Raw genomic sequence first — 21,906 nt, forward strand, 5'->3', positions numbered from 1 at the left:
CCGCCCCAGGAGGGCTGCCGTGACGCATTCCCTTGTCCTGTTGCTTGCCCTGTTGATCGGAGTCGTCGCCGGTCTGCGTGCCCTGACGGCGCCCACTGTGGTCGCATGGGCCGCCCTATTCCAATGGATCAACTTGGACGGCACCTGGGTGTCATGGCTGGCTCATCCGATCACCGTTGCCGTGCTGACGATTCTCGCCCTCATCGAGCTGGTTACCGACAAGCTTCCCTCGACACCGAGTCGCACCGCGGTGATGTCATTTGCTGCCCGAATCATTCTGGGCGCCTTCGCCGGCGCCGTGATCGGCACGGCATGGGGCTACCGCTGGGGCGGACTGGGCGCCGGCGTCATCGGCGCGGTGCTGGGCACCCTGGGCGGTTATCAGGCCCGCACCAAGCTGGCTGCCGCCCACGGCCATGACCTCTCGGTCGCCTTGCTCGAGGACGCGGTAGCGGTGCTGGGTGGATTCGCCATCGCCGCGATGACGGCCGTTCTGTGACACAGCGTTTCGACGCCATAGTGGTAGGTGCGGGTCAGGCCGGGCCGCCGTTGGCCGGCCGGTTGACCGCCGCCGGCCAACGCGTTGCGGTGGTGGAGCGCAAGCTGATCGGCGGCACCTGCGTCAACACCGGGTGCATACCCACCAAGACGTTGGTGGCCAGCGCGCACGCGGCGCAGCTGGCTCGCCGGGGCGGCGACTACGGTTTCGGCGCCGGCACGGTCACTGTGGACATGGCGAAAGTCAAGGCGCGCAAAGACCACATCATGCTCACCGACCGCCAGGGCGTTGAAGACTGGCTGGCCGGGATGGATGGCTGCACGGTTGTTCGCGGCCACGCCCGGTTCGAGGATCCGCACACGCTGCGCGTCGATGACGACACCGTGCAGGCCGACCGGATCTTCCTCAACGTCGGTGGTCGGGCCGTGGTGCCGAACATCCCCGGACTTTCAGATGTCGAGTTCCTCACCAATGTGTCGATCCTCGAACTCGACACGCTGCCGGAGCATCTGGTGATCATCGGTGGTAGCTACATCGCACTTGAGTTCGCGCAGATGTACCGCCGCTTCGGTGCCCGGGTGACCGTCGTCGAAAAGGGACCGCGGCTGGCGTCACGCGAAGACGAGGACATCTCCGGCGCGATCCGGACAATTTTGGAGGGCGACGGAATCGATATCGTCGTGGACGCCGACGATATCCGGGTGGCCAAGCGTGGCAACGGTTTCGAGCTGACACCCCGCGAGGGTGCGGCGCCGATCGCAGGTAGCCATCTGCTGGTGGCGGTGGGCCGGCGGCCCAACACCGACGATCTCGGCTTGGAGCACGCCGGTGTGCATACCGATGAGCGCGGATACATCACGGTCGACGATCAGCTGAGGACCACCGTCGAGCACATCTGGGCGATGGGGGACTGCAACGGCAAGGGCGCGTTCACCCATACCTCCTACAACGACTTCGAGATCGTCGCGGCCAACCTGCTCGACGGTGACCCGCGCCGGGTCAGTGACCGCATCACCACCTATGCGCTCTATATCGACCCGCCACTGGGACGCGCCGGCATGACCGTCGAGCAGGCGCGCACGTCGGGTCGGCGAGTCGTGGTCGGGCGGCGGCCGATGACCCGCGTCGGTCGTGCCGTGGAAAAAGGTGAGACGCAAGGGTTTATGACGGTTGTCGTCGACGCGGACACCGACGAGATCCTGGGCGCTGCCATCCTCGGCGTCGGCGGCGATGAATGCATCCACGCGATCTTGGACGTGATGTCGGCCAAAGCGCCCTACACGACGCTGTCGCGCACGATGCATATTCATCCCACGGTCAGCGAGCTGATACCCACGATGCTGCAGGCGATGTCGCCGCTGCAATAGCCCGCGTCAGCGGCGCTGCACCAGCAGGGTTTGGGCACAGGTACCGATGAACCCGCTGCGGTCGAAGATCTCGGCGGTGGTCACCCCGATGCCGTCGGGCCCGATCGAGCCGCGGGCGCGCAGCCCGAAGTCCGCTCCGCGCGGGGCCCGGTGCAGATGCACGACGGTGTCGGTGTTCATGAAGACGAACCGCTGCGGGTCCAGGGCCGCGCCGACACCGTTGGCCGAATCGACGACCATGGCCAGGTTCTGCAACGGGGAAGTGTCCTCGCCGTCGACGACATGCACCAGCGGGCGCAGCCACCACACCGCCGCTCCGGCCGCATCGTCGGGTTGCCGGCGCCACTCCACCGACTTCATGTAGCCCGCGACATTCCACCAGTGCGGTGGCAGCGGTTCGGCCGTACCCTCGGTCAGCGGTGGGTAGCGGTCACGGGCCACGTCGGCGGTGTCACTGGGGGCCAGCGCCCACGCGCTCACTCGTGCCACCGGACGGCCGTTACCGTCACGCATTTCGGCGGCCACTAAGGAGATTCGCTTGCCCGGCCGCTCGATCCAGGCGCGCACCGACACCGAAGCCACCGGGATGGCGCCCAGAATGTCAAGGTTGAGCCGGCCGATCCGCAACGGCGTGTCGGTAAGCAGCGCCTCGATGGACTTGGTCAACAGCGCCAGTGGCGGTGACCCGTGCTGCAGATCGGGTGCCCAGTTGCTGCGGGTGAAGTCGGTGGATTCAAACGTCAGGACGTCGGCTTCGGTTGAGAGCCGACGGTAGTGGCAGCCGATCACGCCGCCGGGTCTGCCCGGTGCAGGACGGCGTCCGCGCCACCTTCGTGGGGTTGCTCCGGCCAGCCGGGGTAGGGCGGCGGTGTGCCGCCATAGACCGGGCAGCGCGCCCGGTGTGCACACCAGTCGCACAGCCGCGACGGGTGGGGCCGGAAATCGCCTGTCGCCCCTGCTGATTGGATTGCGCGCCAGATCGCGATCAGCGTCTTTTCGAAGCGCAGCAGCTCGTCCTCGTCGGGCGTGTAGTCCAGCAGCTGGCCATCTGCCAGGTAGATCAGTCGCAACCGGGTGGGCAGCACGCCGCGTGAACGCAGCAGCGCCACGGCGTAGAACTTCATCTGGAACAGTGCCTTGTACTCGGCGAGGGCCCGCGCTTCCGGCGGCGCTTTTCCGGTCTTGTAGTCGACTACCCGCAGCTCGCCGGTGGACGCGACGTCGATCCGGTCGATGAATCCGCGCAGCAGCGTGCCGTCGGCCAGTTCGACCTCGACGCGCTGCTCGCAGCTCTGCGGGTCGAACCGGGTCGGGTCTTCGAGCCGGTAGTAGCCCGACAGCAAGGCGCGCGCCTCGTCGAGAAGTTGGCGGCGTTGCTCCGGCTCCACGCTGTCGGTCAGGCCGGGCTCCTCGGCGATCACCTGGTCCCAGGCCGGGTCGACCAGCGCCTGGGCGGTCTCGGGAACGCGCTGCGGAGCCGGCAGCGCATACAGCTGCTCCAGCGCGGCGTGCACGACCGACCCCCGCAGCTGCGCCGACGACGGCGGCTCGGGCAACCGGTCGATCGCCCGGAACCGATACAGCAGCGGGCATTGTTTGAAATCGGCCGCGCGCGACGGTGACAACGCCGGTCGCGATCGAGGCGCATCCGGATGGCCGGTCATGGCAGCAGCTTAGGAGCCTAGGCCGACAACCCCAGCCACGCGAGACGGCGCGTCTGCTGGCAGGCTAGGCGATTATGTCCGCAACCGGCCCGTTCACCGTCGGTGACCGCGTCCAGCTCACCGACGTCAAGGGCCGGCACTACACGATGGTGCTGAGTCCGGGCAGCGAGTTCCACACACACCGCGGGGCGATCGCCCACGATGCGGTAATCGGGCTACCGGAAGGCAGCGTGGTCAATTCCGCCAATGGTGACCCGTTTCTGGTGCTGCGTCCGCTGCTGGTCGACTACGTGATGTCGATGCCGCGCGGGGCGCAGGTGGTCTACCCCAAAGACGCCGCCCAGATCGTGCACGAGGGTGACATCTTTCCGGGCGCTCGGGTGCTCGAGGCCGGCGCCGGGTCGGGTGCGCTGGCGTGTTCGCTGCTGCGTGCGGTCGGCCCGGGCGGGCAACTGATCTCCTACGAGGTGCGCGCCGACCACGCCGAACACGCCCGCCGCAATGTGGAGACATTTGTCGGCAGCCCGCCGCACAACTGGCAGCTGATCGTCGACGACCTGGTGGACTGTGATCTAGCGGACGGCTCGATCGATCGGGTGGTCCTCGACATGCTGGCGCCGTGGGATGTGCTCGAGGCGGTGTCGCGGGTACTGGTCGCCGGCGGTGTGCTGATGATCTATGTCGCCACCGTCACCCAGCTGTCCAAGACCGTGGAGGCGCTGCGCGAGCAGCAATGCTGGACCGAACCGCGGTCCTGGGAAACGATGCAGCGCGGCTGGAACGTCGTCGGCCTGGCGGTGCGGCCGCAGCACAACATGCGCGGCCACACCGCGTTTCTGGTGTCGGCCCGCCGGCTGGCACCTGGGACCGTGACCCCAACACCGCTGCGCCGCAAGCGTTAAGCCCGGTTAATCGTCGCTGCGCGAAAACCCGCGGCGCACCGACAGCAGCTCGAACTCGGGGTGGGCTGCCACCAGGCGTTCGGCCGAGTCGAGCACATCGGTGACGTGACTCCGGTCGGCGCCCACCACGGCGACACCGAGACCCGCCCGCCGGTACAGGTCGTGGGACGCCGTCTCGGCGGCCGACACGCTGAACTTGCGACGCAACTCCGCCACCACCGGACGAATCACCGACCGCTTCTGCTTGAGTGACCGCACATCACCGAGCAGCAGGTCGAACTCGAGCCAGCCCATCCACATTGCCGGCTCAGGGAGTTGGCGGCGACGACGGGCCGGGCCCAGATCCGCTGAAGGTCAACAGCATCTGCGCGGTTCGCTGCGACAACTGCCAGCCCCCTTGATAAGGCTTGAACTCCATCGGGAACGAGAATCCGGCCGCACCGGGGTTCGGCGTGCCGACATCGACGGTGGCCACCACGTCGGCTGGGTTCCGGTCCGACCACGCGATATCCCGTGCTTCGAATGTCATCGGGGCGTATCCACCGTCCAGCAGCGCGGTGGCGAATTTATCCAGCGCCGCAGCATCGTCGGGGGTGGCGCCCTCGACCAGGTTCAGCTTGTCCGTACCGGCGACTCCGGGATCCGCAAGGCGGTACAGCACGCCGGTGAGGGCCTCCGGCGGCGGCACGGGAGCAACCGCCTTGGCCTCCGAAGTCAGCACAACCGACCCCGGCGTCGACGCAGCCGACGAGGAACTGGACGAACCAGCATCCGGTTCAGCGCCCGAACATCCCGACAGCCCGGGCGCCACCACAACCGTGGCGGCGCTCAAAGCTGCTCCGATGTACCTGGAGACTGGCAAAGCATCCAGCAGCGGTCAGCCCGCCGCCTGGAATTGCTGCACCAGCGACATGGCGGAGGCGCGGGACAGCTTCCAGCCGCCCTGGTTGACGAAGGTGATGTTCTGAGTGGTCGGTGCCAGATTCGGACCGGTGGCGGTGACCTCGGCCGAGGCGGTACCCGGACCGGCCGGTGCGATATTTGCCACATTGAATGACAGTGGCAGCGAGCCACGCTGCGCGGCCTTCTGCAGTTGGCGGTCAGCGAGACGGCCCTCGACCCCGCCGACGCCGCCCTCGACGAGGTTGCCCTTGCCGGCGAACGGAACGCTGGGGTTTTGCAGCTCGTTGAGGACGGTGATCAGCTCGCCGGCAGTCGGCACGTCAGCCGCGGGATCCAGCGGAAGCGGCGCGCCGAACACGACCGGTTGCACCTGGGGCGCAGCCTCGGTAGAGGCTGCACTGAAAGTCATACCGGCGGCTGCCGCACCGATTGCGGCGACGGCGGCAACACCCGTGGCTAGGGATTTCACGGTGACGATTGTCCTCTCGATCAGACTGACGCGAACTAAATGTTAACTCCGGCGCCAGTGTGCCCTATTTCGAGATCCCGCATGATTCCAAAATCGCCGGTAGCGTTGGAGTGTCCGCCGCGCCTCCTTCGGGGCGAGAAAGGAGCGCAACATGGGTGAGTCAGAGCGCGAAGCGTTCGAAGCCTCCCGCGAACCCGACTTGTCCAGCGAGGATGCGGCCGAGCTGGAGGAGTTGCGGCGGGAGGCGGCTGTTTTGCGCGAACAGTTGGACAGCGCTGTCGGGCCGCAAAGCGCCGCGCGCAGCGCGCGCGATGTGCATCAACTCGAGGCGCGCATCGACTCGCTTGCGGCGCGCAATTCCAAATTGATGGAAACCCTCAAGGAGGCTCGGCAACAACTGCTCGCGCTGCGTGAGGAAGTCGACCGGCTCGGGCAGCCGCCCAGCGGCTACGGCGTGCTGTTGGGCACCCACGACGACGAGACCGTCGATGTGTTCACCTCGGGCCGCAAGATGCGCCTGACATGCTCGCCCAACATCGATGTCAAATTGCTGAAGAAGGGTCAGACGCTTCGCCTCAACGAAGCGCTGACCGTGGTCGAGGCCGGAACCTATGAATCGGTCGGGGAGATCTCGACCTTGCGGGAGATCCTGGGCGACGGTCACCGGGCCCTGGTCGTCGGGCACGCCGACGAGGAACGCATTGTCTGGCTGGCCGAACCGCTGGTCGCCTCGGATTTGCCAGATGGCGTCCCCGACGCGCTCAACGACGACACCCGTCCGCGCAAATTGCGCCCCGGCGACTCGCTGCTGGTCGATACCAAGGCGGGGTATGCGTTCGAACGCATCCCCAAGGCTGAGGTCGAGGACTTGGTGCTCGAAGAGGTGCCCGATGTCAGCTACGAGGACATCGGTGGTCTGACTCGTCAGATCGAGCAGATCCGCGACGCGGTGGAGTTGCCGTTCCTGCACAAGGAGCTCTACAAGGAGTACGCGTTGCGCCCGCCCAAAGGCGTGCTGCTCTACGGCCCGCCCGGTTGCGGTAAAACGCTGATCGCCAAGGCCGTTGCCAATTCGCTGGCCAAGAAGATGGCCGAGGTGCGCGGCGACGACGCCCGCGAGGCGAAGTCCTACTTCCTCAACATCAAGGGCCCCGAGCTGCTGAACAAGTTCGTCGGCGAGACCGAGCGTCACATCCGGCTGATCTTCCAGCGGGCCCGGGAGAAGGCGTCGGAGGGCACCCCGGTGATCGTGTTCTTCGACGAGATGGACTCGATCTTCCGTACCCGCGGCACCGGCGTCTCCTCCGACGTCGAAACGACGGTTGTTCCGCAGCTGCTGAGTGAGATCGACGGCGTGGAGGGGCTGGAGAACGTCATCGTCATCGGCGCCTCCAACCGCGAGGACATGATCGACCCGGCGATCCTGCGACCCGGACGCCTTGATGTGAAGATCAAGATCGAACGCCCGGACGCCGAAGCGGCACAGGACATCTTCTCCAAGTACCTCACCGAGGAGCTGCCGGTGCACGCCGACGACCTCGCGGAGTTCGGCGGCGACCGTTCGCTGTGCATCAAGGCGATGATCGAGAAGGTGGTCGACCGGATGTACGCCGAGATCGACGACAACCGGTTCTTGGAGGTCACCTACGCCAACGGCGACAAAGAAGTCATGTACTTCAAGGACTTCAACTCCGGGGCCATGATCCAGAACGTCGTCGACCGGGCCAAGAAGAACGCCATCAAGTCGGTGCTGGAGACCGGCCAGCCGGGCCTGCGCATCCAGCATCTGCTCGACTCGATCGTCGACGAGTTCGCCGAGAACGAGGACCTGCCCAACACCACCAATCCCGATGACTGGGCACGGATCTCGGGCAAGAAGGGCGAGCGGATCGTCTACATCCGCACCCTGGTCACCGGCAAGAGTTCGAGCGCCAGCCGCGCTATCGACACCGAGTCCAACCTCGGCCAGTACCTCTGACCCGTTCTGCCGCGCGGGGGTCCGCCGTTCTGCCGCGAGCGTGCGTGTCCCCGGTCGACACGCCAAAGAAAGACCGTGGTTTACGCACGTTCGCGGCCAAGACGATGCCCGCTGAGCCGTCGCCTAGTCTTTAGAGCATGCAACGAATCATCGGGACCGAGGTCGAGTACGGCATCTCGTCGCCGTCGGACCCGACTGCGAACCCGATCCTGACCTCCACGCAGGCGGTGCTGGCCTATGCCGCCGCCGCAGGCATCCAGCGGGCCAAACGGACCCGCTGGGATTACGAGGTGGAATCGCCGCTGCGGGATGCCCGCGGCTTCGACCTGAGTCGCTCGGCCGGGCCGCCGCCGGTAGTCGATGCCGACGAGGTCGGCGCCGCCAACATGATCTTGACCAACGGTGCGCGGCTCTACGTCGACCACGCACATCCGGAATACTCCGCCCCCGAATGCACTGACCCGCTCGACGCGGTGATCTGGGATAAGGCCGGCGAGCGGGTGATGGAGGCGGCGGCCCGACACGTCGCCAGCGTGCCCGGGGCGGCCAAGCTGCAGCTGTACAAGAACAACGTCGACGGCAAGGGCGCCTCCTACGGATCGCACGAGAACTATCTGATGAGCCGGCAGACACCGTTCTCCGCCGTCATCGCCGGCCTGACCCCGTTTCTGGTGTCGCGGCAGGTAGTCACCGGCTCCGGACGGGTCGGCATCGGACCCGCCGGCGACGAGCCCGGCTTCCAGCTGTCCCAGCGAGCCGACTACATCGAGGTCGAAGTCGGGCTGGAGACCACGCTCAAACGCGGCATCATCAACACCCGCGACGAGCCGCACGCCGACGCCGACCGCTACCGCCGGCTGCACGTGATCATCGGTGACGCCAACCTCGCCGAAACGTCGACCTATCTGAAGTTAGGCACGACGGCGCTGGTGCTCGACCTCATCGAAGAGGGCCCTCAGCACGGCATCGACCTGACTGACCTGGCGTTGGCGCGGCCGGTTCATGCCGTGCACGCCATCAGCCGGGACCCGTCGCTGCGCACCGCGGTCGCGCTGGCCGACGGACGTGAACTGACCGCGCTTGCGCTGCAACGGATTTACTTGGATCGGGTCGCAAAGCTGGTCGATTCACGTGACCCGGATCCGCGCGCCGCCGACGTCGTGCAAACCTGGGCGGGAGTCCTCGACCAGCTCGAGCGCGACCCGATGGCTTGTGCCGACCTGCTCGACTGGCCGGCCAAGCTGCGGTTGCTTGAGGGATTTCGGCACCGGGAAAACCTGAGCTGGTCGGCGCCGCGGTTGCATCTGGTCGATCTGCAGTACTCCGATGTCCGGCTGGACAAGGGGCTGTACAACCGGTTGGTGGCACGCGGCTCGATGCGCCGGCTGGTCACCGAACAGCAGGTGCTGGGCGCGGTAAACAATCCGCCGACCGATACCCGGGCCTACTTCCGCGGCGAGTGTCTGCGGCGGTTCGGCGCCGATATCGCCGCGGCCAGTTGGGACTCGGTGATTTTCGACCTGGGCGGCGACTCGCTGGTGCGTATCCCGACGCTGGAGCCGCTGCGCGGCAGCAAGGCCCACGTCGGTGCCCTGTTGGATTCCGTGGACAGCGCGGCGGAACTGGTGGAGCAACTGACGACGTGAGCCGGACAGTGAGCATGGTTAGCCGCGGCAAGACCGGGGTCGACCGGTAGGCTGGAGAAACCGGCCGCCGTGTAATGCGCGGCCGATAACGATGCAGGAGGCAGCGATGGCTCAAGAGCAGACCAAGCGCGGCGGGGGCGGCGGAGACGACGACGATCTGACTGCCAGCACCGCCGCGGGCCAAGAGCGTCGCGAGAAGCTGACCGAGGAAACCGACGATCTGCTCGACGAAATCGACGACGTTCTGGAAGAGAACGCCGAGGACTTCGTGCGCGCATACGTCCAAAAGGGCGGCCAGTGACCTGGCCGTTTCGTGATCGCCTGGCCACAAACTCAGCAATCCCCGGAATCCCCGCTAGCCCTATAGAGCTGTCGTCTTTCGCTGATTTCCTGCGTCGTCAGGCGCCGGAGTTGTTACCGATGGGCGTTGGTGGGGTTGAGCCCAGCGGGCAATTGCCGCACGGGACGACCATCGTCGCGCTGAAGTATCCGGGCGGTGTGCTCATCGCCGGCGACCGGCGCTCGACGCAGGGCAACATGATCGCCGGGCGGGATGTGCAAAAGGTCTACATCACCGACGAATACACCGCGACCGGCATCGCCGGTACCGCGGCCATCGCCGTCGAATTTGCCCGGCTCTACGCTGTCGAACTGGAGCACTACGAGAAGCTGGAAGGCGTCCCGCTCACATTTTCGGGCAAGGTCAACCGGCTCGCGACCATGGTGCGCGGCAACCTGGGGGCCGCCTTGCAGGGTCTGGTGGCGTTGCCGCTGTTGGCCGGCTACGACATCGACGACCCGGCCCCACAGAAGGCGGGCCGCATCGTGTCCTTCGACGCCGCGGGCGGCTGGAACCTCGAAGAAGAGGGTTACCAATCGGTGGGTTCCGGATCGATTTTCGCCAAGTCGTCGATGAAGAAGCTGTACTCACAGGTGAGCGACGCCGACTCCGCGTTGCGGGTAGCCGTCGAGGCGCTCTACGACGCCGCCGACGACGATTCGGCAACCGGCGGCCCCGACCTGGTTCGTGGGATCTATCCGACCGCGGTCACCATCGACGCTGACGGTGCGGTCGACGTGGCTGAGCCGCGCATCGCCGAACTGGCCCGAGAGGTAATCGAAAGCCGTTCCCGCGCAGACACTTTCGGTCCTGACGCGCAGCGGGGTGAAGCGTGAGTTTTCCATACTTCATCTCGCCCGAGCAGGCGATGCGCGAGCGCAGCGAGCTCGCCCGCAAGGGCATCGGCCGAGGCCGTAGCGTGGTGGCGCTGGCTTACTCCGGTGGTGTGCTGTTCGTCGCCGAGAACCCGTCGCGCTCACTGCAGAAGATCAGTGAACTCTATGACCGGGTCGCGTTCGCGGCGGCGGGAAAGTTCAACGAATTCGACAACCTGCGCCGCGGTGGAATCCAGTTCGCCGACACCCGCGGCTATGCCTACGATCGCCGCGACGTCACCGGCCGGCAGTTGGCCAATGTGTACGCCCAGACGTTGGGCACGATCTTCACCGAGCAGGCCAAGCCGTACGAGGTCGAGTTGTGCGTGGCCGAGGTCGCGCACTACGGCGAGACCAAAGCGCCCGAGCTGTACCGGATCACCTACGACGGCTCGATCAATGACGAACCGCATTACGTGGTGATGGGCGGCACGACGGAGCCGATCACCACCGCGCTCAAGGACTCCTATGCCGAAAACGCCGACCTGGCCGACGCGGTCCGGATTGCCGTCGACGCGCTGCGGGCCGGCAGTGCCAACGGCGATCAGCCCACCCTCGGGGTGTCGACGCTGGAGGTGGCCATCCTCGACGCCAGTCGGCCGCGTCGCGCGTTCCGGCGGATCACCGGCCCGGCGCTGGAACGGCTGCTGCCGAAAGAGGATTCGGCCTCGGACGAGTCGCCGGAGGAGTCGAACAGGGGCGACTAGCGTGATATCGCCCGTGATATCGCTTTAGAGCTTGGTCATCGATTCGCTGCGGGTATAGCTGTGACCGATGTGACTGCTGGGTCTTCTGACGCCCTGATATTCCGGCGTATATCCACAGGTCCACAGGCGAGGCTTCCCACCGTCCCCGTACGGCAACAAGTACGCTCGATCACGTGCAGCGACGGATTATGGGCATCGAGACCGAATTCGGTGTTACCTGCACATTTCACGGCCACCGCCGCTTGAGCCCCGACGAGGTAGCGCGCTACCTGTTTCGCCGGGTGGTGTCGTGGGGTCGGAGCTCGAACGTGTTCCTGCGCAACGGCGCACGCCTGTATCTGGACGTGGGCAGCCACCCCGAGTACGCCACCGCCGAATGCGACAGCCTGGTGCAACTGGTCACCCATGACCGGGCCGGGGAGCGGGTGCTGGAAGATCTGCTCGTCGACGCCGAGCAGCGGCTGGCCGACGAAGGCATCGGTGGCGACATCTACCTGTTCAAGAACAACACCGACTCGGCGGGTAACTCCTACGGCTGTCACGAGAACTACCTGATCGTGCGGGCCGGCGAGTTCTCCCGCATCTCCGATGTGCTGCTGCCGTTTCTGGTGACCCGCCAGCTGATCTGCGGGGCGGGAAAGGTGCTGCAAACCCCCAAGGCCGCCACCTTCTGCCTGTCGCAGCGTGCCGAACACATCTGGGAGGGCGTGTCGAGCGCAACGACGCGATCACGCCCCATCATCAACACCCGCGACGAGCCGCACGCCGACGCCGAAAAATACCGGCGCCTGCACGTGATCGTCGGCGACTCCAACATGTGCGAGACCACTACCATGCTCAAGGTCGGCACGGCCGCGCTGGTGCTGGAGATGATCGAAGCCGGGGTGGCGTTCCGGGACTTTTCGCTGGACAACCCTATCCGCGCGATCCGCGAGGTCAGCCACGACGTCACTGGCCGACGGCCGGTGCGGCTCGCAGGCGGGCGTCAGGCCAGCGCGCTGGATATCCAGCGGGAGTACTACGCGCGGGCCGTCGAGCACTTGCAGACTCGGGAGCCCAATGCCCAGATCGAGCAGGTCGTCGACCTCTGGGGACGCCAGCTTGATGCGGTCGAAACTCAAGACTTCGCCAAGGTCGACACCGAAATCGACTGGGTGATCAAACGTAAGTTGTTCCAGCGTTATCAGGACCGCTACAGCATGGAGCTGTCCGACCCCAAGATCGCCCAACTCGACCTGGCCTACCACGACATCAAACGCGGGCGCGGGGTGTTCGATCTGTTGCAGCGCAAGGGCCTGGCGTCGCGGATCACCACCGATGAGGAAATCGACGAGGCCGTCGACCAGCCGCCGCAGACCACCCGCGCCCGGTTGCGCGGCGAATTCATCAGCGCTGCGCAGGCCGCCGGCCGCGACTTCACCGTCGACTGGGTGCATCTCAAGCTCAACGACCAAGCCCAGCGCACCGTGCTGTGCAAAGACCCATTCCGATCAGTCGACGAGCGGGTCAAGCGGCTGATCGCGAGCATGTAGCCCTCTACCCTGGTGCCCGTGGCGACGTCGAAAATCGAACGGCTGATGAACCTTGTCATCGCGCTGTTGTATACCCGCGGCTATGTGACCGCCGACAAGATCCGGTCCACCGTCAAGGGCTACGACGACAGCCCCAATGCCGAAGCGTTCTCCCGGATGTTCGAGCGCGACAAGAACGAGTTGCGCGACCTCGGCATCCCGTTGGAGACCGGCAAGGTGTCGTCGTTCGATCCGGTGGAGGGCTACCGCATCAACCGCGACGCCTACGCGCTGCCCGACATCGAGCTGACCGGCGACGAGGCCGCCGCAGTGGCGATCGCCACCCAGTTATGGGAATCGCCCGAGTTGGTCACCGCCACCCAGAGCGCGCTGTTGAAGCTGCGGGCCGCCGGAATGGACCTTGATCCCGACGCGCCGGTGGCCATCGCGTCACCGGCCGGGGCCGCCGGCCTAGACAGTTTTGGTCCGCTGCTGACGGCCATCCAAAACGGGCAGGCCGTGCGGTTTCCACACCGGCCGTCTCCGACGGACGCGTACACGATGCGCACTGTCGAACCGTGGGGGGTGATCATTGAGAAGGGCCGCCCGTATCTGGTCGGGCACGATCGCGACCGCGACGCGACTCGGGTGTTCCGGTTGTCGCGGATCGGCGCGAACGTCACTGCGATCGGCCCGGCTGGCGCCGTCACCCAGCCGGCGGATGTAAACCTGCGCGCGATTGTCGCCGAAGCGGTGACCGACGCGCCGACGGGCGTGCAGGCGCGAGTATGGGTGGCCGACGGGCGGGCCACCGCGCTGAGGCGCGCCGGAAACTCTGGCGAGACGCGGCAATTGGGCGGTCGCGACGGCGAGGTGATCGAACTCGACATCGGGTCCACCGACCGGCTGGCGCAGGAGATCACCGGGTACGGCGCCGACGCCGTCGTGCTGGAACCAGAGTCGCTGCGCGAGGACGTGCTGGACCGGCTGCGAGCTCACATCGGAGCGCCGGCGTGACCGCGATATCGACGCGGCTGGTGCGTCTGCTCAACATGGTGCCGTACTTTCAGGCCAATCCGCGGGTCACCCGCGCTAAAGCCGCCGCCGACCTGGGTGTGTCGCTCAAGCAGTTGCAGGAAGACCTGAAACAGCTGTTTTTGTGCGGTTTGCCCGGCTACTACCCGGACGACTACATCGACTTCGATTTCTCCGGTGACACCATCGAGGTGATCTTCTCGGCCGGCGTGGACAAGCCGCTGCGGCTGACCTCGCCGGAAGCCACCGTTGTGCTGATGGCGTTGCGGGCACTGGCGGACATCCCCGGCGCGGTCGACCCGGAGGCGGCGCGCAGCGCGATCGCCAAGATCGAAACCGCTGCCGGTGTCGCCGCGCGGGGATCCGGCGCAGCCGTCGACGAGCCGGCTCCGGCCGAAAGCCAGGCCACGGCCGCGGTGCGTTCCGCAGTACGCGACAACCGTGCTGTGGCGATCGACTACTACGCCGCCTCGCACGACACCCTGTCGCACCGGATCGTCGACCCGATCCGGATCGTGGTGATCGGCGATCACAGTTACTTGGAGGCGTGGTCACGTGAGGCCGAGGGCGTGCGACTGTTCCGGTTCGACCGGATCGTCGATGCGCAGGTGCTCGATGTGCCGGCCGCGCCGCCGGAAGCCGCCCTGGCCGCGCCGCCGGATACCTCGCTGTTCGATGCCGATCCCACACTGCCCTCGGCAACCCTGGAGCTGGCCCCGTCGGCGGCATGGATGTTCGAGTACTACCCGATGCGCATGCTGCGCGAGTTGCCTGATGGCTACTGCGAGGCGGCCATGACCTATGCCTCCGACGACTGGATGACACGCCTGGTGCTGGGCCTCGGACCGGCGGTGCGGGTGCTGGCCCCTGAGGCGCTGGCGCAACGGGTACGGGATACCGCGGCAGTGGCGCTGGAGATGTACGAGGCTGCGCTGCGGTAGCATCGGTTGGACGTCTGGAGGTAACCAAAGTGGGCAGTTTCAGTCCGTGGCACTGGGCGATCCTCGCGGTCGTGGTGGTCATTCTGTTCGGTGCCAAGCGGCTCCCTGACGCTGCGCGTTCGCTGGGCAAGTCGTTGCGAATCTTCAAATCCGAGGTCCGTGAACTGCAGAGTGAAAGCAAGTCGGAGTCGCCGGCCGCCCCGACAACCGTGCAGGCCGAGCGGGTCGACCCGCCGGCACCCGCAGCCGGACAGGATCGGCAGGCTTAGGCTGCGATCGCTCTCGGGGTGTCTGAGCGTCACCCACTGACCGTCGTGCGCACCACCGGTTTATTCAGGCGGCTCGATCCGCGCCTGCGTCGTACCCGCACCAATCCAGACGGGACGATGTCGCTCGTCGACCACCTCACCGAGTTGCGTACCCGGCTGCTGATCTCGCTGGCCACGATCGTGCTGACCACCGCGCTGGGGTTCGTCTGGTACTCGCACTCGCTGTTCGGAGTGGAAAGTCTGGGGGAGTGGCTGCGCCATCCGTACTGCGCGTTGCCGTCCTCGGCGCGCGCGGAGATCAGCGCCGACGGGCAATGCCGCTTGCTGGCCACTGCGCCGTTCGACCAGTTCATGTTGCGGCTCAAAGTCGGGCTGACCGCCGGCATCGTGCTGGCCTGCCCGATGTGGCTCTACCAACTGTGGGCGTTCATCACGCCGGGGCTCTACAAGAAGGAGCGGCGCTTCGCGGCGGCCTTCGTCATTCCCGCCGCGGTGCTGTTCGTTGTCGGTGCTCTGCTGGCCTACCTGGTGTTGTCGAAGGCGTTGCACTTCCTGCTGACCGTTGGCAGCGACGTCCAGGTCACCGCGTTGTCCGGCGACCGGTACTTCGGATTCCTGATCAACCTGCTGATGGTTTTCGGCATCAGCTTCGAATTCCCGTTGCTCATCGTCATGCTCAACTTGGCCGGTGTGCTGAGTTATGCGCGGCTGCGGTCCTGGCGGCGCGGCCTGATCTTCGCGGTGTTCTGCTTTGCGGCGATCTTCACCCCCGGATCGGATCCGTTCTCGATGCTCGCGCTCGGGCTGGCGTTGACCCTGCTGCTCGAACTGGCCATCCAGATCGCGCGGCTGCACGACAAACGGAAAGCTAAGCGCGAAGCGCTGACTGCGGTTCCCGACGAGGAGGCCTCGACCATCGAACCGCCGTCGGCGGTGGCGACGCCGTCGGGCAGCGCCGGATCCCATGACGACGTCACCTGACGCCCACTCGGGCGAGCTGGCGCGGTTCACCGCGGAACTGGCCTTCGGGCTCGACGGTTTCCAGCAGCAGGCGTGTGCGGCGCTCGAGCGCGGCCACGGAGTCTTGGTCTGCGCGCCGACCGGAGCCGGCAAGACCGTGGTCGGCGAGTTCGCGGTCCATTTGGCTCTTGCCGCGGGAGGTAAGTGCTTCTACACCACCCCGTTGAAAGCACTGAGCAATCAGAAGCACTCCGACTTCGTCGCCCGCTACGGCAAAGACCGGATCGGCTTGCTCACCGGCGACCTGTCGGTCAACGCCAATGCACCCGTGGTGGTGATGACCACCGAAGTGCTGCGCAACATGCTGTATGCCGGTTCGCCTGCACTGCAAAGGCTTTCCCACGTGGTCATGGACGAGGTGCACTTCTTGGCCGACCGGATGCGCGGCGCGGTGTGGGAAGAGGTGATCTTGCATCTGCCCGACGAGGTGCGGCTGGTCAGCCTCTCGGCGACGGTGAGCAACGCCGAGGAGTTCGGCGGCTGGATCCAGACCGTACGCGGCGACACCGCGGTGGTGGTCGACGAGCACCGGCCGGTGCCGTTGTGGCAGCACATGCTGGTCGGTAAACGCCTCTTCGACCTGTTCGACTACGACGGCGACGGTGCCAAGCATCAGCCCCACGTCGACCCCAACCTGGTGCGCCACATCGCGCATCGCCGGGAGGCAGATCGGCTCGCCGACTGGCGTCCGCGCCACCGTAACCCGGGGCGGCCCGGCCGGCCCACCATGTACCGGCCGCCGCCGCGCCCGGACGTGATCACCGCGCTGGACCGCGAAGGCCTGCTGCCTGCGATCACGTTCGTGTTCTCCCGCGCCGGATGTGACGCGGCGGTCGGCCAATGTCTGCGCTCGTCGCTGCGGCTGACCACCGAGGAGGACCGGGCGCGGATCGCCGAGGTGATCGACCATCGCTGCGGCGATCTGGCCGACGCCGACCTCGACGTGCTCGGCTACTACGAGTGGCGCGAGGGCCTGTTACGCGGTTTGGCCGCCCATCATGCCGGGCTGTTGCCGGTGTTTCGGCACACCGTCGAAGAGCTGTTCACCGCCGGGTTGGTCAAGGCGGTATTCGCCACCGAGACCCTGGCGCTGGGCATCAACATGCCGGCGCGCACGGTCGTGCTGGAACGGCTGGTCAAGTTCAACGGCGAGCAACACGTTCCGCTGACGCCGGGGGAGTACACCCAGCTGACCGGCCGGGCCGGTAGACGCGGCATCGACGTGGAAGGCCACGCGGTGGTGATCTGGCATCCCGATATCGAACCGGCCGAAGTCGCCGGCCTGGCCTCCACCCGCACCTTCCCGCTGCGCAGTTCGTTCGCCCCGTCGTACAACATGACGATCAATCTCGTCCACCAACTGGGCCCCGAGCAGGCGCACCGGCTGCTGGAGCAGTCGTTCGCCCAATACCAGGCTGACCGCTCGGTCGTCGGGCTGGTCCGCGGCGTCGAGCGGGGCGAGCGGATGCTCGAGGAGATCGCGAGCGGGCTGGGCGGTCCCGAGGCGCCGATCCTCGACTACGCCCGGCTGCGCGAACAGATCTCGCAACGGGAACGCACGCAGGCCCGCGCCTCGCGGTTGCAGCGGCGGCAGGCCGCCAACGACGCATTGGCCGCGTTGCGCCGCGGCGACATCATCACGATCCCGCACGGCCGCCGCGGCGGCTTGGCGGTGGTGCTGGAATCCGCCCGGGACGGCTCCGATCCCCGGCCGTTGGTGCTCACCGAACACCGCTGGGCCGGCCGGATTTCGTCGGCGGACTACTCCGGGGCGGCGACGCCGGTCGGGTCGATGAGCTTGCCCAAACGGGTTGAGCACCGCCAGCCGCGGGTCCGGCGGGATCTGGCGTCGGCGCTGCGCTCGGCGGCTGCCGGAGTGGTTGCCCCGTCGACCCGGGGCCGGCGAAGCGGCCAGGCATCTGAGGGCCCCGATGTGGATCCCGAGCTGGCGTCGCTGCGCGAACTGATGCGTCGTCATCCCGCCCATCAGGCATCCGACCGCGAAACCCAGATGCGGGTCGCGGAGCGTTATCTGCGGATTGAGCGCGATAACGAGCAGCTGCAGAAGAAGGTGGCCGCGGCCACCAACTCGTTGGCGCGCACCTTCGACCGCATCGTCGGGTTGCTCACCGAGCGCGGGTTCATCCGCGCCGGCGACGACGATCCGCAGGTCACTGACGACGGCCGGCTGTTGGCCCGGATCTACAGCGAAAGCGACCTGTTGGTGGCCGAATGCCTACGCACCGGGGCGTGGGCCGGCCTGCGGCCGGCAGAACTGGCCGCGGTGCTCTCGACGGTGCTCTACGAGACGCGCGGCTCTGACGGTCCGGGGCCGCCGCTGCAACGCGCGGAAGCGCTGCCCGCGCAGTTGCGCCAGGCGCTGCACCGGACGCGACGGCTCTCGGCGGGGTTGCGTGCTGACGAGCAGCGGCACCGTCTCACACCGACCCGCGAGCCCGACGACGGGTTTGTCGCTGCGATCTATCGCTGGGCCAGCAGTGGCGACTTGGCCTCGGCGTTAGCTGCCGCCGACAGCGAGGGTGGCGGTTCGCCATTGTCGGCCGGGGACTTTGTGCGCTGGTGCCGGCAGGTGCTCGACCTGTTGGACCAGGTGCGCAACGCTGCGCCGCAACCGGACCTGCGGGTCAGCGCGAAACGCGCGATCGACGCCATTCGGCGCGGCGTCGTCGCAGTTGACGCCGGGTAGGCTGAGCTCCGGTTACGGTTATATACGGCAGTGCCAGTACTGAGAGGACCGAGAACACGATGAGTGGACCGCAGGGATCCGACCCGACGCAGCCGTGGCAGCCGCCGCAGGGCGAGGACCAGCAATCCACCGATCAGCCGACTGCGCAGGCTTCGCCCTGGCAGCAGTCATCCGGCGCCGAGCAGCAGAGTTGGCAGCAGCCGTCCGCCGAGCAGCAGACCTGGCAGGCGCCGGCGTACACGCCCACCGAGTATCCGCAGTACCAGCAGCCCGGCCAGTTCTATCCGCCGTCGCAGCCGTATGCACAACCACCGGCCTACCCGCAGTCCGAGCAGTATGGCGCGCAGACCGAGCAATACGGCGCGCAGCCGGGCCAATACGGTCAGCCGGGCCAGTACGGCCAGCCCACCCAGTACGGGCAGCCGGGGCAGTACGGCCAATATCCACCGGGCCAGTACGGCCAATACCCGCCACAGCCGGGCCAGTACGGTCCGCCGCCGCCGGGGTCACAGCGTTCGCGAGCAGTGATCGGCACGGTCATCGGAGTGTTCGCCGCTGTGGTTGTCGCGGTGATTCTGGTGCTGGGCTTCTGGGCGCCTGGGTTTTTCGTGACCACCAAGCTCGACATCAACAAGGCGCAGACCGGTGTGCAGCAAATTCTTTCCGACGAGACCAACGGCTACGGCGCCAAGAACGTCAAAGACGTCAAGTGCAACGACGGTCAGAACCCGGTCGTCAAAAAGGGCGGAACTTTCGACTGCAACGTCAGCATCGACGGCTCCAAACGGCAAGTGACCGTGACTTTCCAGGACAACAAGGGCACCTACGAGGTCGGCCGGCCCAAATAAGCCGCCGTCAACCTGGTAGCGAGTCCAGCGCTTTCTGCAGCCGGGTGATCGACGAGCCGACGCCGAACCGGTGTGCCAGCTCCGCGACGGTCTTGGGGTCGGCGGCCGCCAGCGGCAGCGCATCGGTCGGCGTCGACAACGTGACCGGCGCGTCGGTGGCCACCCGCACCACCGGCCCGGCGGCTTCGACGTAGTCGGCGGCCTCCTGGAGTTTCCGCCGAAGGCCTTTGGACAGCGACGATTTCGGGTCGTCGACGGCAGCCAGGATGCCCGCCAGTGAGCCATGCTGAGCCAGTAGTGTCGCTGCGGTCTTCTCGCCGATACCGGGGACACCGGGCAGCCCGTCGGACGGATCGCCGCGCAGCAACGCCAGCTCGGCGTAGCCGGCGCCGGCCCGATCGGCGGGCACACCGTAGCGGTCGGCCACCTCGGCCGGCCCCATCAGCGTCGCGTTGGTCAAGCCGCGGCCCAGGTACAGCACCCGAACCCGGACCGGATCGTCGCCGACCACCTGTAACAGGTCGCGGTCGCCGCTGACGACGACGACGGGGTCGCGGCGTTCGGCGGCGGCCAGTGTGCCGATGACGTCGTCGGCCTCGAAGCCGGGCGCGCCACCGGCGGCAATGCCGAACGCGTCCAGGATCGCCTCGATCACCTCCACCTGCGGGGACAACTCGTCGGGCACTTCCTCGACATCCGGCTGGCCGTCGGGGTTTTCCTGCTCGACGCGGTGCGCCTTGTATGACGGGATGGCGTCCACCCGGAACTGCGGGCGCCAGTCCAGGTCCAGGCACACCACCAGCCGGCCGGGTCGCTGCTTGGTGATCACCAGCGCCATCGAGTCCAAAAAGCCGCGGACCGCGTTCACCGGCCGGCCGTCGGGTGACGTGATCGACGACGGCACCCCGTAGTAGGCGCGGAACCACATGCTGGCACCGTCAAGCAGCAGCAGAGGTGCAGACATGCCCGCCATCGTCTCACGTCGGCGAGCGTCGACTTGTCGTCGTCCGCTGCCCGAAATCGCCCCGACAACTCGACGTTCGGCCCGGTGTGGCCCCGGGCTAGCCTGGCAGGCGTGAATTCCCGCCGATTCGACACCGACGTGTACGCCCGCCGCCTCGCCGCAGCGGCCGCCGCCACCGCCGACGCGGGCCTGGCGGGTTTGGTGATCACCCCCGGCTACGACCTGCGGTATCTGATCGGTTCGCGGGCACAGACCTTCGAACGGCTCACCGCGCTGGTGTTGCCCGCCTCCGGTGACCCCACCGTGGTGGTGCCGCGGCTGGAGCTGGCCGCGCTCAAGGAGTCGGCTGCCGCGGATCTGGGCCTGGCAGTGGCCGATTGGGTCGATGGCGACAACCCCTATCAACTGGTCGCCGCGGCACTCGGCGGCGCCCCAGTGGCGACGGCGGTCACCGATGCCATGCCGGCGTTGCATCTGTTGCCGCTGGCCGATGTCCTCGGGGTACTGCCGGTACTGGCCACCGAGGTGCTGCGCGAGCTGCGGATGGTCAAGGATGCCGCCGAGATCGACGCTCTGCGCAAGGCGGGCGCGGCGATCGACCGGGTGCACGCCCGGGTGCCGGAATTTCTGGTGCCGGGCCGAACCGAGGCCGACGTCGCCGCGGACATCGCCGAAGCGATTGTCGCCGAAGGTCATTCGGAAGTTGCATTCATCATCGTCGGGTCCGGCCCGCACGGCGCCGACCCGCATCACGAATGCTCCGACCGCGAACTTCACGCCGGGGACATCGTCGTCGTCGACATCGGTGGCTCCTACGAGCCCGGATACCACTCCGACTCGACGCGGACCTACAGCATCGGTGAGCCCAGCGCTGAAGTAGCGCAACAGTATTCAGTGCTGCAGCGTGCGCAGCGCACGGCCGTGGATGCGGTTCGCCCGGGTATGACGGCGCAGGAAGTGGATGCCGCCGCCCGCGAAGTGCTCACCGAGGCCGGCCTCGGCGAGTACTTCGTGCACCGCACCGGGCACGGTATCGGGCTGTCCGTGCACGAAGAGCCTTACATCGTCGCCGGCAACGGCGTGGCGCTGACAGCGGGCATGGCGTTTTCCGTCGAGCCGGGCATCTACTTTCCCGGCCACTGGGGGGCCCGCATCGAGGACATCGTGGTGGTGACCGAAAACGGCGCCGAGCCGGTGAACCAGCAACCGCATGAACTGGTCGTGGTTCCAATCGACTGACTCCCGGCGCAACGACTAGGCT

Annotated in this window: 22 protein-coding genes; 16 read left to right on the top strand and 6 right to left on the bottom strand. The window is 67.0% G+C overall.

The features are described 5' to 3' along the window. The first annotated feature begins 19 nt into the window (after positions 1–19). Together AC5Y42_RS15315 and AC5Y42_RS15320 are read left to right on the top strand one after the other, a co-directional pair. On the top strand, positions 20–499 hold the full coding sequence (locus AC5Y42_RS15315; RefSeq protein ID WP_499899279.1) for a DUF4126 family protein: 480 nt from the start codon (positions 20–22) through the stop codon (positions 497–499). Further along, a complete protein-coding gene (locus tag AC5Y42_RS15320; protein WP_499899282.1) occupies positions 496–1,866 on the top strand; it encodes an FAD-containing oxidoreductase in 1,371 nt (456 codons plus the stop codon). The genes AC5Y42_RS15315 and AC5Y42_RS15320 overlap by 4 nt, the downstream gene beginning before the upstream one ends. A 6-nt stretch (positions 1,867–1,872) precedes the next feature. On the opposite strand, the gene AC5Y42_RS15325 is transcribed toward AC5Y42_RS15320, so the two are convergent. Then, the gene (locus AC5Y42_RS15325; protein ID WP_499899284.1) at positions 1,873–2,655 is read right to left on the bottom strand and encodes a thioesterase family protein; all 783 of its coding nucleotides are present in this window, start codon (positions 2,653–2,655) and stop codon (positions 1,873–1,875) included. Continuing rightward, positions 2,652–3,530 carry a RecB family exonuclease gene (locus AC5Y42_RS15330; protein ID WP_499899285.1) on the bottom strand — a complete coding sequence of 293 codons (879 nt, stop codon included), beginning with the start codon at positions 3,528–3,530 and terminating at the stop codon, positions 2,652–2,654. Before AC5Y42_RS15330 ends, AC5Y42_RS15325 begins: the two co-directional genes overlap by 4 nt. 74 nt (positions 3,531–3,604) lie before the next feature. Between AC5Y42_RS15330 and trmI the strand changes: the two genes are divergently transcribed. Then, entirely contained in the window at positions 3,605–4,432 is an 828-nt protein-coding gene (gene trmI, locus AC5Y42_RS15335; protein WP_499899286.1) for a tRNA (adenine(58)-N(1))-methyltransferase TrmI, read from the top strand. Positions 4,433–4,438: 6 nt separating this feature from the next. On the opposite strand, the gene AC5Y42_RS15340 is transcribed toward trmI, so the two are convergent. From AC5Y42_RS15340 to AC5Y42_RS15350, 3 genes are read right to left on the bottom strand one after another with little or no spacing between them, the layout of a single operon-like run. Further along, complete coding sequence (locus tag AC5Y42_RS15340) at positions 4,439–4,732, bottom strand: DUF503 domain-containing protein (protein WP_499899288.1); 294 nt, start codon at positions 4,730–4,732, stop codon at positions 4,439–4,441. A gap of 7 nt (positions 4,733–4,739) precedes the next feature. Continuing rightward, on the bottom strand, positions 4,740–5,294 hold the full coding sequence (lppK, locus tag AC5Y42_RS15345; RefSeq protein ID WP_499899289.1) for a lipoprotein LppK: 555 nt from the start codon (positions 5,292–5,294) through the stop codon (positions 4,740–4,742). 15 nt (positions 5,295–5,309) lie between these two features. After that, complete coding sequence (locus AC5Y42_RS15350) at positions 5,310–5,813, bottom strand: MTB12 family secreted protein (protein ID WP_499899364.1); 504 nt, start codon at positions 5,811–5,813, stop codon at positions 5,310–5,312. 142 nt (positions 5,814–5,955) lie between these two features. Between AC5Y42_RS15350 and arc the strand changes: the two genes are divergently transcribed. The 12 genes from arc (at position 5,956) to AC5Y42_RS15410 (ending at position 19,681) form a co-directional block, all read left to right on the top strand. Then, the gene (gene arc, locus AC5Y42_RS15355; RefSeq protein ID WP_499899290.1) at positions 5,956–7,782 is read left to right on the top strand and encodes a proteasome ATPase; all 1,827 of its coding nucleotides are present in this window, start codon (positions 5,956–5,958) and stop codon (positions 7,780–7,782) included. 137 nt (positions 7,783–7,919) lie between these two features. Beyond that, positions 7,920–9,428, top strand: a complete 1,509-nt coding sequence (gene dop, locus AC5Y42_RS15360) for a pup deamidase/depupylase (protein ID WP_499899291.1) — start codon at positions 7,920–7,922, stop codon at positions 9,426–9,428. A 106-nt stretch (positions 9,429–9,534) separates the two neighbouring features. After that, positions 9,535–9,729: a ubiquitin-like protein Pup gene (locus tag AC5Y42_RS15365; protein WP_062540654.1), complete on the top strand. Its 195-nt coding sequence runs from the start codon at positions 9,535–9,537 to the stop codon at positions 9,727–9,729. Then, a complete protein-coding gene (prcB, locus tag AC5Y42_RS15370; protein ID WP_499899293.1) occupies positions 9,726–10,604 on the top strand; it encodes a proteasome subunit beta in 879 nt (292 codons plus the stop codon). Before AC5Y42_RS15365 ends, prcB begins: the two co-directional genes overlap by 4 nt. Further along, on the top strand, positions 10,601–11,350 hold the full coding sequence (gene prcA / locus AC5Y42_RS15375; RefSeq protein WP_499899294.1) for a proteasome subunit alpha: 750 nt from the start codon (positions 10,601–10,603) through the stop codon (positions 11,348–11,350). The genes prcB and prcA overlap by 4 nt, the downstream gene beginning before the upstream one ends. Before the next feature lie 173 nt (positions 11,351–11,523). Then, positions 11,524–12,882, top strand: coding sequence for a Pup--protein ligase (gene pafA, locus AC5Y42_RS15380; protein ID WP_499899296.1), 1,359 nt, complete (start codon positions 11,524–11,526; stop codon positions 12,880–12,882). Positions 12,883–12,900: 18 nt separating this feature from the next. Continuing rightward, entirely contained in the window at positions 12,901–13,878 is a 978-nt protein-coding gene (locus AC5Y42_RS15385; protein WP_499899298.1) for a helix-turn-helix transcriptional regulator, read from the top strand. Further along, positions 13,875–14,837 (top strand): helix-turn-helix transcriptional regulator, encoded by a 963-nt coding sequence (locus AC5Y42_RS15390; RefSeq protein WP_499899299.1) that lies wholly within the window; start codon positions 13,875–13,877, stop codon positions 14,835–14,837. Before AC5Y42_RS15385 ends, AC5Y42_RS15390 begins: the two co-directional genes overlap by 4 nt. 29 nt (positions 14,838–14,866) lie before the next feature. Further along, positions 14,867–15,106, top strand: coding sequence for a Sec-independent protein translocase subunit TatA (tatA, locus tag AC5Y42_RS15395; RefSeq protein WP_499899300.1), 240 nt, complete (start codon positions 14,867–14,869; stop codon positions 15,104–15,106). Positions 15,107–15,151: 45 nt separating this feature from the next. Continuing rightward, positions 15,152–16,087, top strand: coding sequence for a twin-arginine translocase subunit TatC (tatC, locus tag AC5Y42_RS15400; protein ID WP_499899365.1), 936 nt, complete (start codon positions 15,152–15,154; stop codon positions 16,085–16,087). Next, the gene (locus AC5Y42_RS15405; RefSeq protein ID WP_499899302.1) at positions 16,071–18,833 is read left to right on the top strand and encodes a DEAD/DEAH box helicase; all 2,763 of its coding nucleotides are present in this window, start codon (positions 16,071–16,073) and stop codon (positions 18,831–18,833) included. Before tatC ends, AC5Y42_RS15405 begins: the two co-directional genes overlap by 17 nt. A 59-nt stretch (positions 18,834–18,892) precedes the next feature. Further along, entirely contained in the window at positions 18,893–19,681 is a 789-nt protein-coding gene (locus tag AC5Y42_RS15410) for a DUF4333 domain-containing protein (protein ID WP_499899304.1), read from the top strand. 7 nt (positions 19,682–19,688) lie between these two features. Here AC5Y42_RS15410 and AC5Y42_RS15415 read toward each other — a convergent pair whose 3' ends face one another. After that, on the bottom strand, positions 19,689–20,645 hold the full coding sequence (locus AC5Y42_RS15415; RefSeq protein ID WP_499899305.1) for a 5'-3' exonuclease: 957 nt from the start codon (positions 20,643–20,645) through the stop codon (positions 19,689–19,691). 111 nt (positions 20,646–20,756) lie between these two features. Between AC5Y42_RS15415 and AC5Y42_RS15420 the strand changes: the two genes are divergently transcribed. Then, the gene (locus AC5Y42_RS15420; RefSeq protein ID WP_499899307.1) at positions 20,757–21,884 is read left to right on the top strand and encodes a M24 family metallopeptidase; all 1,128 of its coding nucleotides are present in this window, start codon (positions 20,757–20,759) and stop codon (positions 21,882–21,884) included. Positions 21,885–21,906 lie beyond the last annotated feature (22 nt).

The sequence above is a fragment of the Mycobacterium sp. NGS48 genome, from assembly GCF_059812585.1.